At 43.1% G+C, this 11,761-nt stretch carries 15 protein-coding genes; 8 read left to right on the forward strand and 7 right to left on the reverse strand.

The features are described 5' to 3' along the window. Positions 1-197: 197 nt before the first annotated feature. Positions 198-1,367 (reverse strand): alanine--glyoxylate aminotransferase family protein, encoded by a 1,170-nt coding sequence (locus tag MHB50_RS06515; RefSeq protein WP_077110483.1) that lies wholly within the window; start codon positions 1,365-1,367, stop codon positions 198-200. A 215-nt stretch (positions 1,368-1,582) separates the two neighbouring features. Here MHB50_RS06515 and MHB50_RS06520 point away from each other — a divergent pair, with 215 nt between their 5' ends. The 3 genes from MHB50_RS06520 to MHB50_RS06530 all read left to right on the forward strand — a co-directional run bounded on the left by MHB50_RS06520 (position 1,583) and on the right by MHB50_RS06530 (position 4,027). Then, complete coding sequence (locus tag MHB50_RS06520; protein ID WP_077110485.1) at positions 1,583-2,014, forward strand: acyl-CoA thioesterase; 432 nt, start codon at positions 1,583-1,585, stop codon at positions 2,012-2,014. Positions 2,015-2,389: 375 nt separating this feature from the next. Beyond that, a complete protein-coding gene (locus MHB50_RS06525; protein ID WP_339162753.1) occupies positions 2,390-3,472 on the forward strand; it encodes an NCS2 family permease in 1,083 nt (360 codons plus the stop codon). Then, positions 3,473-4,027 (forward strand): phosphoribosyltransferase family protein, encoded by a 555-nt coding sequence (locus tag MHB50_RS06530; protein ID WP_077110489.1) that lies wholly within the window; start codon positions 3,473-3,475, stop codon positions 4,025-4,027. A 374-nt stretch (positions 4,028-4,401) separates the two neighbouring features. Here the strand turns inward: MHB50_RS06530 and MHB50_RS06535 are convergent, their stop codons facing one another. Together MHB50_RS06535 and MHB50_RS06540 are read right to left on the reverse strand one after the other, a co-directional pair. After that, entirely contained in the window at positions 4,402-4,629 is a 228-nt protein-coding gene (locus MHB50_RS06535; RefSeq protein WP_077110493.1) for a hypothetical protein, read from the reverse strand. A gap of 4 nt (positions 4,630-4,633) precedes the next feature. Continuing rightward, positions 4,634-4,954 (reverse strand): YbjQ family protein, encoded by a 321-nt coding sequence (locus MHB50_RS06540; protein ID WP_077110495.1) that lies wholly within the window; start codon positions 4,952-4,954, stop codon positions 4,634-4,636. Positions 4,955-5,379: 425 nt separating this feature from the next. Here MHB50_RS06540 and MHB50_RS06545 point away from each other — a divergent pair, with 425 nt between their 5' ends. The 3 genes from MHB50_RS06545 (at position 5,380) to MHB50_RS06555 (ending at position 8,355) form a co-directional block, all read left to right on the forward strand. Beyond that, positions 5,380-7,344, forward strand: coding sequence for an aconitate hydratase (locus MHB50_RS06545; RefSeq protein ID WP_077110497.1), 1,965 nt, complete (start codon positions 5,380-5,382; stop codon positions 7,342-7,344). Positions 7,345-7,490: 146 nt separating this feature from the next. Further along, positions 7,491-7,664 (forward strand): hypothetical protein, encoded by a 174-nt coding sequence (locus MHB50_RS06550; RefSeq protein WP_171973844.1) that lies wholly within the window; start codon positions 7,491-7,493, stop codon positions 7,662-7,664. Positions 7,665-7,752: 88 nt separating this feature from the next. Continuing rightward, a complete protein-coding gene (locus MHB50_RS06555; protein ID WP_077110499.1) occupies positions 7,753-8,355 on the forward strand; it encodes a phosphatase PAP2 family protein in 603 nt (200 codons plus the stop codon). Between the two features lie 22 nt (positions 8,356-8,377). On the opposite strand, the gene MHB50_RS06560 is transcribed toward MHB50_RS06555, so the two are convergent. The 3 genes from MHB50_RS06560 to MHB50_RS06570 all read right to left on the reverse strand — a co-directional run bounded on the left by MHB50_RS06560 (position 8,378) and on the right by MHB50_RS06570 (position 10,363). Next, a complete protein-coding gene (locus tag MHB50_RS06560) occupies positions 8,378-8,653 on the reverse strand; it encodes a YqhV family protein (protein WP_077110501.1) in 276 nt (91 codons plus the stop codon). A gap of 433 nt (positions 8,654-9,086) precedes the next feature. Next, entirely contained in the window at positions 9,087-9,935 is an 849-nt protein-coding gene (locus MHB50_RS06565) for an MBL fold metallo-hydrolase (protein ID WP_077110505.1), read from the reverse strand. 41 nt (positions 9,936-9,976) lie between these two features. After that, positions 9,977-10,363, reverse strand: coding sequence for a DUF2512 family protein (locus tag MHB50_RS06570; protein ID WP_077110507.1), 387 nt, complete (start codon positions 10,361-10,363; stop codon positions 9,977-9,979). Between the two features lie 175 nt (positions 10,364-10,538). On the opposite strand from MHB50_RS06570, the gene MHB50_RS06575 reads away from it, so the two are divergent. Further along, positions 10,539-10,712, forward strand: coding sequence for a hypothetical protein (locus MHB50_RS06575; protein ID WP_171973845.1), 174 nt, complete (start codon positions 10,539-10,541; stop codon positions 10,710-10,712). A 60-nt stretch (positions 10,713-10,772) separates the two neighbouring features. On the opposite strand, the gene MHB50_RS06580 is transcribed toward MHB50_RS06575, so the two are convergent. Then, entirely contained in the window at positions 10,773-10,868 is a 96-nt protein-coding gene (locus MHB50_RS06580; RefSeq protein WP_077110509.1) for a YjcZ family sporulation protein, read from the reverse strand. Between the two features lie 203 nt (positions 10,869-11,071). Here MHB50_RS06580 and MHB50_RS06585 point away from each other — a divergent pair, with 203 nt between their 5' ends. Next, on the forward strand, positions 11,072-11,572 hold the full coding sequence (locus MHB50_RS06585) for a spore coat protein (RefSeq protein WP_077110511.1): 501 nt from the start codon (positions 11,072-11,074) through the stop codon (positions 11,570-11,572). Positions 11,573-11,761: the final 189 nt, after the last annotated feature.

Below are 11,761 nucleotides of genomic sequence, written 5' to 3' on the forward strand. Positions count from 1 at the left end.
TGCGACGTACAGGAAGTATGATTGCAAGTAAAGCAGCAAGACAAGGAAATCCTCGCAAGTACCGCAAATTTCAAGGAGATTGCAACGAGGCCTTTGTCTTGTTTTCTTAACAATGGGGCAGACGAAGAACGTACATATGTGGTGGCGCTTGCGCGTCCTTGTCTGGTAAGCCTCGTCCCACTGATTGAAGATTTACTTTAGATTTTCACTTGAATATCCGCCTTTGTTGCAGAAAGGGTATCAGCCGCTGCTTTGACGCCTGCTCCCATTTCAAACGGATATGAAAGCTCTTTTAAACCGGCTTCCATAAGGGAAACAGCTTCTAAAACATCCGCAGGGAAGCAATATCCCATATGGCCAAACCGGAAGATCTGTCCTTGCAAGCTTCCCAAGCCGCCGGCAAAATCCAAGTGATATTTTTGTTTGAGCAATTGTAAAAATTGCTCCAAATCCAAATATTTTGGTGTGCGGATTGCCGTAACCGTTGGCGACATAAATGGTTCGCTTGCCAACAGGTCTATATCAAGAGCATTCATCGCTTCTTTCACCATCTTTTTCATTAATTCATGCCTTTCGACCGTTCTGGCGAACGTTTCTTCCTCGATTAAGTCGCATACAGCTGACAAACCGTAAATAAGGGTAACGGCTGATGTATTCGGGGTCATTCCCTGTTCAAACCAATCACGGTACGTTAATAGGTTCAGATAATAGACAGGGGTTTGATTGTTTTCAATCGCTTTCCACGCTTGCTCGCTTACCGAAATTAAGGCCAGTCCGGGTGGCAGCATGAGGGCTTTTTGTGATCCGGTTGCCAAAATATCAATTCCCCATTCATCCATTTTGGCGGGAACAGCGCCGATACAGCTCACTCCGTCCACAATAAATAAGGCATCCGTGTTTTTCTTCACGATTTTTGCCAAATCTTCGATTGGATTCAATACGCCTGTCGATGTTTCGCAGTATGTAGCAAAAACAGCCTTAATATTGTTTAACGGTTTTAGAAAAGCTTCCAACTCTTCCGGCGTACAAGCCTCGCCCCATGTTTTTTGCAGCTTATGCACATCGAATCCGTATTTCTCACAGATAGCAGCAAAGTAATCACCAAATGCGCCAATGGAAATGACAACAACCTTTTCACCTGGTGAAACAGCATTGACAGCTGCGGCTTCCAAAGCGGCCGTGCCGCTGGCGGCAAGAAGTAAAACGTCCTGTTCTGTTCCAAATAGCGGTTTGATGCGTGCTGTTGTTTCCCGAAATAGTTTGATGAATTCCGGGCTTCGGTGGCTAATGATATCCTGGCTCATCGCCATATTCACTTTTTTTGGAATCGGAGTCGGTCCTGGATGTCTTAAAATAAGTTTATACATTCCATTCCCTCCATAAATATTTGATATTTTCACAATTTTATTATCTCTTTTATTGGAACATATGACAAGAAAAAGGCATTGCATCATGATCGCTTATGGAGGTTGTCAGATGCACGATCGTGTACTATGATTTAAAAGGTTCATGAGAAAAAATCATGAAACCTTGCTTTACAGAGCAAACTAGCCAAAATGATCAACGGGAAGGAGAAGTTCTTATGCAAAAAGAAATTTCTTCAAATGTATCAAGGACGATTCAGACAAAGCTTGTCCTTCCGCCTGATACGAACCATATGGGCACCATTTTCGGAGGAACCGTCCTGGCGTATATTGATGAAATCGCTGCGATTGCTGCAATGAAACATTCCAAAAAAGCAGTTGTCACCGCGTCCATTAACACGGTAAACTTTTTGTCTTCGGCAAAAGTGGGGGACATATTGACGTTGGAAGCTTTTGTTCTTTCAGTGGGAACTACTTCAATGAAAGTGTATGTAAAAGTGGAATGCCTCCATTTGGAAACAGATGAAAGGCGGTTGACGACGACCTCTACGATCACGATGGTCGCCATTGACGAAAATGGAAGGCCAACTCCGGTTCCAAAAGTGAGACTTGAATCGGAGTGGGAAAGGAGCCTGCTCTCAGAAGTTTAAAGGGGCTATGGTGGATGTAAGTACCTTCTATAGATAGTAAGAGGGCCAGCTTGTAGAGAAAGTAGGTGTTTTTCTCTACAAGCTTTTTTATTTATTTTTAAAAAAAGACGGAGTGCAATCCACACTGGATAGGACACTTCGCATTTTTCAAGGAAGGTCAGAAGAGTCTCTTTTTGTTTAGACGCATATAGATTTTCTTCAGTTTGTTCCAATTTTAAACAAAAAACTAAATGTTGAAACTTCGAATAAAACACTTGAAATTTCTCGATAAACACGTACAATAATTAATGTTAATTAGATAATGTTCGTGTTTAAGGGGATTTTTTATAAAAAAATCAGCGAATGATTCATTCGTTGTTAGAAACGGAGTGTAGAATGGACATACTTAAAGACATCTTGGCCGCACTTAGCGTAGTACTAAATGGACTTCCTCAGGGGCTTCTCGCCATGACTTTTGGGTTTGCTTCTGTTCCAACGGCGCTGGCTTTTGTCGTCGGAGCCGGAGGAAACGCAATCATGGGCTCGGTTCCGGTGATTTCTTACCAGGCTGAAACGATAACATTGGCTGGGACAATGGGCAGAAATATGCGGGAACGGCTATCGATGGTGTTTTTCGGAGCGCTGATCATGGTTCCCATTGGATTATTTGGCTTGCTTGAAAAAATTATAGATTGGATTGGTCCGGTTATTACGGCAGGGATGATGGCAGGTGTTGGGATCATGCTATCAAAAGTCGCATGGGAAATGGCCAGAAATGATAAAATGGTTGGGATTACATCTTTTGCCAGTGCGCTCATTGTATACATGGCAACAAAAGACCTCGTTTATACGATCACCATATCGGTCATTCTCTCAAGTATTGTCTATCTTTTTCTTCCGAAAGATGGTAAGGAAGGTATCCAGGCCGTTTTGGAGGAAAAAATTACGCGCCAAAAACTGGTGATCAATCCAATGGTCATACGCGGCGCTTTGGCTATGGTTTGTTTAAATATTGGGGCGAATATCGCATTTGGCAAGATTAACGGGGAGATTGCCCAAACCGATGTAAACGTCGATGTGTTAACTGTTATAAGCAGCTTGGCCGACATGGCTTCTGCTTTCTTTGGCGGAGCGCCAGTTGAAGTAGTTATTTCCGCCACTGCAAGCGCGCCGCATCCGGTTGGGTCAGGTGTATTGATGATGTCACTCATGGCCATCATTTTATTTGCCGGACTTCTTCCCAAGATCGGTAAATTTGTTCCAAGTTCTTCAATTGCCGGATTTTTGTTCGTGTTGGGTGCGATTGTCACATTTCCCGGCAATGCCGGCACAGCTTTTTCAACAGGTGAGCCTGCTTCAGGATTAATTGGCGGAATCACGATGGTTGTCACAGCGATCACGGATCCTTTTCTTGGCATGCTTGCCGGTTTGATCATTCAATTTCTCATTGGATTATTCGGTTTTTTAAGGGGGATGTAAATGGAAACTTATACATTGGTGATTGGCGCTATCCAAAGAGAACTGCCGATCGTTTCGATTTCAGATGAGCTGAGCATTGCCAGTTTTGTCATTTTGGGCGACACGGAGCTGGTCGCTTATACCGCGCCTTTACTAGCGGACAAGCTCCCCGAAGTAGACGTGCTTGTCACAGCGGAGGCAAAGGGGATACCGCTTGTATATGAGGTATCTAAACAACTTGGCATGAAGCAATATGTTGTTGCGCGAAAAAGCATCAAGCCGTATATGGAAACTCCTTTGGTCAATGAGGTGGTATCCATTACAACCCAGAAAAAGCAAGTCTTATGTCTCGACACCAATGATGTCGAGCACATAAAAAATAAGCGGGTAGCCATTATTGATGATGTCATCAGTACCGGGCAGTCTATTCGTGGCCTGGAGGAGCTGGTTGAAAAGGCTGGCGGCCAAGTTGTGGCCAGAGCGGCAATTTTGGCGGAAGGTAATGCAGCTACTCGTGATGACATTATTTATTTGAAAAAGCTGCCACTTTTTAGGAATAAACGGTCAAAAAAATAGACTTTTAAAAGGCGTGAACGGAAAGATACCTGTTCATGCTTTATTATGATGAAATAATTCCGCATACTATAAGGATATCAATTGCAAATCTTCCGGCTGCCGGGCTGCCGATTAGGCAGGGTGAAAAATATTCATTGTACGGAATGAATGGTCGGAATGATTCAAAGCTGACTAGCTCCCCTCTAAAACATTCATTAATCCCAAGTTATAACATTGTTGGGGGGAGCACATACTGGATTTTTTCAAGGCGCCCGAAAGAAATTCTGGAATGACAAAAACAGTCCAATAAAGAGTCATATGAGGCCCCAAGCCCGGTGGAAGCGCCGATCAGGGGCAGTTTCCTCCAGAAGTATCGGTAACACTGCGCCGGTTTGTTAATCTTCCTCTTTATAAAAGCGCTCGCCAGTATCAGGATTGTAATAAACAATTAATTTTTTCTTGGTAGTCGGATCGATGTTTACCTCATTCGTTGGAATAAAGCCTTTAGGAACTTCCCGCCCGTGTTTACGTTTGAAACGTTTATCCCAAATGAGCCAAGAAATGATTATTATCGCGATAAATAGCAATATTTGAATGCCGTAAAATCCAATAATCCACTTCACGAGACTAAGCCTTTTCTATAACTACTGCTGTACCATATGCAATGATTTCACTCATGTTTTGGCCGATTTCTCCCGAATCAAAGCGCATCATCGTTACAGCATTGGCTTCCATGGCTTTGGCGTTTTCTACCATTCGGTCTATGGCCTGTTTTCTTGCGTCTTCAAGCATTTCTGTATACTGGCTGATTTCTCCTCCTAATAAACCCTTAAATGATGCAACAATGTCTTTTCCAATTCCCCTTGCCCTTACTGTTATGCCAAATACAGGACCTTTCATTTCAACAATTTTATAGTTGGCTATATTTTCTGTCGTCACGATTATCATGTTGCTATCATCCTTTCTAATTAAAGTTGCTACACTACTACGTAATCGCATCATGTAAGGTTTCAAACTTTTAAAATAAAGATCAAGAGGAATGAAAAGTCAGAAACTGAAAAGAATGGGACACTGTCACTGCCATTGCCGCATCTGGCGGAACATACACGTTTGTTCTTTTACCAAAGTATGCTGTTGAGAGAAGTGATCAGGGAAAAGTATTATGAGCTATTCTCCCCTTTTTATTTCGGTTTCATCCAATTTTGTTCGGCTCCTTTTTGAAGAAAGAGATTCCTGGAGAATCAAAGAGACAGGGCTTTTTCCTTAAATGATTGTATATCGCTTCATCATCAGGATTGGTGTATATTTCCTTGCTGAATTAACAAACATAAATGGAAAGCATGGATTTTAAGCTTTGTACAGGAGGAAAATAGATGCCATTAAATATTACCCAGAAATTAATTCAATCACATCTTGTATCCGGTGAAATGGTTCCGGGCACAGAAATCGGCTTGAAGATTGATCAAACCCTTACTCAAGATGCGACTGGTACGATGGTGATGCTGGAGCTTGAGGCAATGGGACTCGATCGGGCAAAAACGGAAGCATCCGCCCAGTATGTCGATCATAACGTCATACAGGTTGATAACAAAAATGCCGATGACCATTTATTTTTGCAAAGCGCCACTCGTCGATTTGGTCTGTATTATAGCCGGCCGGGCAACGGGGTAAGCCATCCTGTTCATATGCAACGTTTGGCCAAGCCGGGAAAAACGTTGCTCGGTTCGGATAGTCACACTTGTGCCAATGGGTGCATGGGAATGCTTGCTATGGGAGCGGGTGGAATGGATGTTGCTCTTGCAATAGCCGGAGAACCTTTTTACGTAAAAATGCCTCAAGTGTGGGGTATCAAGTTGACTGGAAAATTACCGGATTGGGTCAGCGCGAAGGATGTGATTCTTGAATTGCTTCGCCGGCATGACGTAAAAGGGGGAGTTGGCAAGGTCATTGAATATTACGGTCCGGGCTTGGATGAGTTAAGTGCGATGGACCGGCATGTTATAGCGAATATGGGGGCGGAATTAGGGGCGACCTCTACCGTTTTTCCATCCGACCAGGAAATCAGGCGTTTCTTGACAGAGCAGGGAAGGGAAGATGATTGGATAGAACTAAAAGCGGATAAAGGAGCAACGTACGATTTGGAAGAAGAAATCAATTTATCCGAGTTGGAGCCGCTTATTGCCAAACCTTCCAGCCCAGGCAATGTAGTTCCTGTATCAGAAGTTGCCGGAACACCGATTTATCAGTCTTATATCGGCTCATCGGCTAATCCGGGTTTCCGTGATTTTGCCATTGCGGCAGAAATTGTAAAAGGGAAAAAGGTCGCGGCAGGCGTCTCATTCGATATTAATCCGACTTCCAGGCAAATGCTGACTGATTTGGTGAAGGAGAGTCATATAGCAAGCCTTCTTCAAGCCGGTGCCCGGTTACATCAAGCAGGGTGCAATGGCTGTATCGGCATGGGTCAGGCTCCTGCTACAGGAAGAAACAGCCTGCGTACGACCCCGAGAAACTTTCCTGGGCGATCCGGTACTCAGGAGGATAGTGTGTTCTTATGCAGCCCGGAAACAGCCGCGATTTCCGCCTTGACGGGGGAAATTACTGATCCAAGAACATTTGAAATGACTTATCCAAAAGTGAAAGAACCGAAAAATCCAACAATTGATGACACACTGCTCGATGCCCCCCTCCCATTTGAAGAAGCAAAAAAGGTTGCGCTATATAAAGGACCGAACGTTGCGTCTATCCCGGCTATGGATGAGCTTCCGGATCAGATGGAAATACCTGTATTGCTAAAGATGGGCGACAACATCTCGACAGACGAAATTTTAGCCGGGGGAGCCCGTGTGCTCCCTTATAGAAGCAATCTGCCTGAAATCAGCAAATTTGCATTTGAAATCATTGACCATACGTATTATCCGCGAGCAATGGAATCCGTCGTTAAAGGCGGGCATGCTATTGTGGGCGGTATTAACTATGGACAAGGCTCCAGCCGGGAGCACGCTGCGCTCGCACCTAGATATTTAGGACTTCGAGTGGCATTAGTGAAGGATTTTGCACGCATTCACTGGCAAAATCTCGTGAACTTTGGCATCCTCCCGTTAACGTTTAAGCATCAGGAAGATTATGAACATCTGGACCAAGGAGATGTCCTTCAATTGGAGAATGTGAGAACGAGCATTAAACAAGGTAATGAACTGACTATCCGTGTCAAAAACAAAAACCTCACTATTGAAGTAAACCATGCGTTATCTCAACGCCAGGTTGATGTGTTATTAAAAGGCGGGATGATTAACTGGGTAAAGGAGCGGCAAAAAAGAGGTTCATCCAAACACTAGAACGGGTAAATAAAAAGGGAGGATGGGCCAGACCTTGCAAAAAATTCATCCTATATCCGTTTTAAGGCGAAATTGAAATAGTCATGACATTTTAAGATTAGGTGAGAATTCAAGAGATTATGTACCTTTAAGGAAGGAGGATTTTTATGACAGTAGACCGTGAAAACATATGCAGGGCTTGTGGAGGAACAGGGATGCTCGCAGATGATGAAGGCTGGCAATATAATTGCAGTGTTTGCCGTGGGGCCGGTTTGATCTCCGGCGAACATCCAAATGCAAAAGTGATGGAAGTGGATGAAAACAATCGGTTATTGGATTAAACATGCCGGGCAGTTAACGCTGCCCGTTTTTATATCCGAATTTGATCACATAGTAGTAAAGCAACAAAAAATAATGGAATGATGAAAAATGAAATGGTTACTTTTTGGCGCGATATTTCTTTTACTTACATGGATTGTAGAGATCGAATTGCTGGCAAATTTCGATCAAAAGATCGTTCTGCAATTTGAACAAATCCGCAGTGAATCTGTAACAGATGCATTTCTGTTTATTTCGGATGTTGGCTCCATTAAAGGGCTGCTGTTTATTACTGCGCTACTTACCGTTTACCTGATATATAAAAAGCGCTTTACCGATGTTCTTTTTCTCATGTTTGTCTTTTGGGGATCAAGAGGATCAAACTATTTATTGAAAAATTGGATTGAAAGAGACAGGCCGGAAATAAACCCCATCATTCATTCGGCCGGCTTTAGCTTCCCTAGCGGCCATACTATGAATTCAACCGCGGTGCTAGGATTTATATGCTTTCTTTTATTGATTCATTTTAAAAGCAAAGCATTTAGGAAGGCGATCATCGGTGTGACAGTCCTTCTTGTTGCTTTGATTGGAGTTAGCCGGATTTACTTGGGTGTACATTATGTAACAGATATTATTGGCGGGTTTGTTGCGGGAATCATTTGGATGCTGATATTTGTTTCTTTATACAAACACTGGGATATTGGCAAGAGTTGATGGCTTTAGTTGGTTACATCCCCTAATTGCTCTTTACACCGTATAAAATACAGGCTACGCCGAGAAAAATCCAAATAAATTTACCAAAGGAAATTTTGTCGGCCAGTCCGAAAACACCAATTGTTGTGGTGATAATCAAAACCATGGGACCGATGAGTGCAAGGGAGCTGTTGATGATCAGCGCTTTTTCCACTTCATTGAAGCGAATCATCAAAAATGCCGCGAAAATTTCAATCCCACCAGATAATAGTCGTAAAAGCGCCATGCCGATAACAGCCTTTTCTAATAAAGTAATCATTTCTTGCCTCCTAAGCCGTTCTTTCTTCATTATATGAAGCAACTGATGCACATAAGTACAAGTTCCCCAAAAATGTAAGTCCCAAAAGGATATATCCTTGCAAAATGTTCATATCACTACGCTTAAAAGAAGAGGAGGATGTCCAAAAGCTCACCTTCTGCTTGGGGGGGCGTTCAACTTGCAAGCTTTCGCGTCCTAAGGGCAAACGGGCTGAGGCGGTATAATTGGGCGTCAGGCACCACTGCTGACCTGGCATGGGCAGAGCCAGAGTCGGTCGGTTTTTGTTATTCGGTTCATCGTCCCAGTCCGCCTATCTCTGATAAAATTTTCAGGAATCCAACCAATTTCATAAAAGAAGCTCCTCCTAAGGACTTATAAACAGATTTTTTCATCTGTCGACCTTTAAGAGGAGCAAATTGCCTGCCTAATGCTTTTAATTTATATATTTTCCATAGTCTGGTATGGCGATTTGATCAAACTGTTGTGCGAGTTTGTTCAGATTAAGGGTCAAAGCTTCCCCTTTCATTGGAAGGCCATGACCGGTGATGGCAACGGTTGGCTTTAATGCTTGTAATTTCTTTACCGAGTCCCATGAAGCCTGCCAATCGGGAGTCAAGTAACGCGGCGGGCCGCTTATTTCCTGTTCTTGGGTAAAGACCCTGTAAAGATATTCCTGTTTTACTGTCACAAAAGCATCGCCTGCAATCAGAGCCCGATCTTGATCCCGAAAAAGAGATATATGTCCGGGCGTATGGCCTGGGGTATGGACCCACCGGAATCCCGGGAGGTCAGGAATGCTGCCATCTTCAGGCAGGGCTTGTACTTTGTTTCCCAAATCAATGGGCTCAACCGGAAACATCGGAGACATTTTTGCAATCATTCCGCCTTCAACGGAGGCATCCGGCGCCGGATAACTTTTTTCCCCAACCAGATACGGCAGCTCCAATTCATGAGCATAGACAGGAACATCCTTCCAATGAGCTAATAAATCGACGATCGCCCCGACATGATCAAAATGACCGTGGGTTAGAATAATTCCTTTCGGCTTTCGTCCAGTACCAAATCGTTCCTCTGTAATGGAAATGATTTTGTCAGCCGAATGCGGCATGCCCGCATCAATGAGTACGAAGTCTGCTGTTTTCGGTTTTCCGACAAAGCAAATATTGACGATTTGAATCGTATGATAATAAATGTCAGGCAATATTTCAGCGCCTGTTCCACTGCCCAATGAAGTGGCGGGAATATACTTATAGTCTGTTCCATATGAATATTGGCCTTCCATGATGATGACTCCTTTCGACAATGCTTGAAAGTTACATGCGATCAATATTGTCTTACATCGTCAGCATCAGCTTTGTTTCTGAATTGTGTTCTTTCCAGCCATAGATGATAAAAGTATTCTCCGATGGCGAGAACGATGGAAACAAACAACGCCTCCCCAAAAGCTTCCCGGTAACCCAACAGGACGAGTCCTCCCCAAATGACGATAAGCGAGAGTACAAAATCCCCTAGAGTCGCTGTCATATTACCCATTTTAGGCAAGACCATCATGTCGCCTATATAATAAGACAAGAGCAATAGAACAATTCCCAGTAGGGTGGAATGGAAAAAAGTGACGTCATTAAACAGTGACAATATTATCCATACAACTGGAAAAACCATGATTGCCTTCCATAGTAAAGCTCTGCCATGATTGACATTTTCATTCATTGTTGTTACCTCCTTTTAGTTCTTTTCCCTTTTATACTTTGGTGTTTCATTTTTTTTATACCCGGAAAATAGGGGGAGCAACTTTTTTGGACAAATTTACTTGTGTGATTTTCATGTCCATTACAAAATATAAAGATGCTCCAAACAGAGCAATAACTGAAAGCGGGTGAAAAACATGCGTAACAATATTCAAGTTTTGCCCATTATCGCTTCGATCGGGATTGGGGCGGCCGCATACAGCATGATGACAGGACGCGGAGGACAATTGTCAAACATGATTCCCCAGTTGTCAAATGTGGGAGGACAAGGCGCAAGTAGCGGTCAGCAAAAGCAAAAAGCTGGTCAATAAATAGAAAAAGAACCCGGGTGTTGCATACATCCGGGTTCTACATACTTTTGGAAGAGGGAATTAGTACCCGTAGAAGGCACCAACAATAACCAAGAGGATAAATAACACAAGGATCAAGGCAAAGTTGCTGCCGTATCCTCCACCATAACCGCCCATCTCTACACCCCCTTTACTCGTTCTAAAATATATTACGTAGACATCTCTGCCAGTGTTTGGACAAACAGCCAAGTATTGTAAAAAATATACGGAAGGACCAAGTTCATCTTTGATCATCAAGCCTATTTTTCCGGTTTTGGCTAACTGATGCACAGATAGATGAATATGGTAACTTGCAGAGAAAGTAATGAGGAGGGGTTAGGGTGTCTTTAGATGAACGAAGAACACTAGCTTGGCACGAAACGCTGGAAATACATGAGCTTGTTGCCAGCCAAGCAAATGCATTGATGAGGCTGAAAATGAGCATGAAAAAAATAGCTGATGCCCAATTGAGAAGTATCTATCACAACGCGATTCAGAACATGGAAATCAATTTGCAGGAGTTAATCCAATTTTATCCTTCTGCGCCCGTTCCACATCAACGGGAAGATGATGCGGATCGAGAAACATCCGCATTATTTGCCGGGGAATTGCTCGGATTAAGCAAGGCGTTGGTGAGAAATTATGCATTGGCGATCACTGAAACCGCAACGCCTGTTTTAAGAAAAACGTTGACAAATCATTTGTTAAGAGCCATAAAGGGCCATGAAGAGATCTATCGTTATATGTATTCCAAGGGAATGTACCCTTCCTACGACTTAGAACGATTGTTAAAAAATGATCTTCAAAATGCGCAAAAGGCTTTATCAATGAGGTACGAATAAACGTTTTTTTGAACATTCATCGAAAGTGAAGCGGCTTTTTTACTTTAGGAAGTAAATGGAAGAAGTTGATACAACATGTTCAATTTCCAAGTATACGCGCGACCAAGGACGCCTGCCTTCAAGTTTTGGGCTTCCTTGGTTTTTGTTATTTTTGCAAGTAATCCCCCCATTTTGAGTAAAGGGTGCCGA

Source organism: Siminovitchia sp. FSL H7-0308, assembly GCF_037980985.1.
GTDB lineage: Bacteria > Bacillota > Bacilli > Bacillales > Bacillaceae_C > Siminovitchia > Siminovitchia thermophila.

Excerpts from the sequence above, each read along its gene's own strand:
- MHB50_RS06575 (WP_171973845.1), top strand. The coding sequence starts at position 10,539 with ATGCGTAACAATATTCAAGTTTTGCCCATTATCGCTTCGATCGGGATT.
- MHB50_RS06530 (WP_077110489.1), top strand. The coding sequence starts at position 3,473 with ATGGAAACTTATACATTGGTGATTGGCGCTATCCAAAGAGAACTGCCG.
- MHB50_RS06580 (WP_077110509.1), bottom strand. The coding sequence starts at position 10,868 with ATGGGCGGTTATGGTGGAGGATACGGCAGCAACTTTGCCTTGATCCTT.
- MHB50_RS06560 (WP_077110501.1), bottom strand. The coding sequence starts at position 8,653 with ATGATTACTTTATTAGAAAAGGCTGTTATCGGCATGGCGCTTTTACGA.
- MHB50_RS06525 (WP_339162753.1), top strand. The coding sequence starts at position 2,390 with ATGGACATACTTAAAGACATCTTGGCCGCACTTAGCGTAGTACTAAAT.
- MHB50_RS06550 (WP_171973844.1), top strand. The coding sequence starts at position 7,491 with ATGACAGTAGACCGTGAAAACATATGCAGGGCTTGTGGAGGAACAGGG.
- MHB50_RS06515 (WP_077110483.1), bottom strand. The coding sequence starts at position 1,367 with ATGTATAAACTTATTTTAAGACATCCAGGACCGACTCCGATTCCAAAA.
- MHB50_RS06570 (WP_077110507.1), bottom strand. The coding sequence starts at position 10,363 with ATGAATGAAAATGTCAATCATGGCAGAGCTTTACTATGGAAGGCAATC.
- MHB50_RS06565 (WP_077110505.1), bottom strand. The coding sequence starts at position 9,935 with ATGGAAGGCCAATATTCATATGGAACAGACTATAAGTATATTCCCGCC.
- MHB50_RS06520 (WP_077110485.1), top strand. The coding sequence starts at position 1,583 with ATGCAAAAAGAAATTTCTTCAAATGTATCAAGGACGATTCAGACAAAG.
- MHB50_RS06555 (WP_077110499.1), top strand. The coding sequence starts at position 7,753 with ATGAAATGGTTACTTTTTGGCGCGATATTTCTTTTACTTACATGGATT.
- MHB50_RS06545 (WP_077110497.1), top strand. The coding sequence starts at position 5,380 with ATGCCATTAAATATTACCCAGAAATTAATTCAATCACATCTTGTATCC.
- MHB50_RS06540 (WP_077110495.1), bottom strand. The coding sequence starts at position 4,954 with ATGATAATCGTGACGACAGAAAATATAGCCAACTATAAAATTGTTGAA.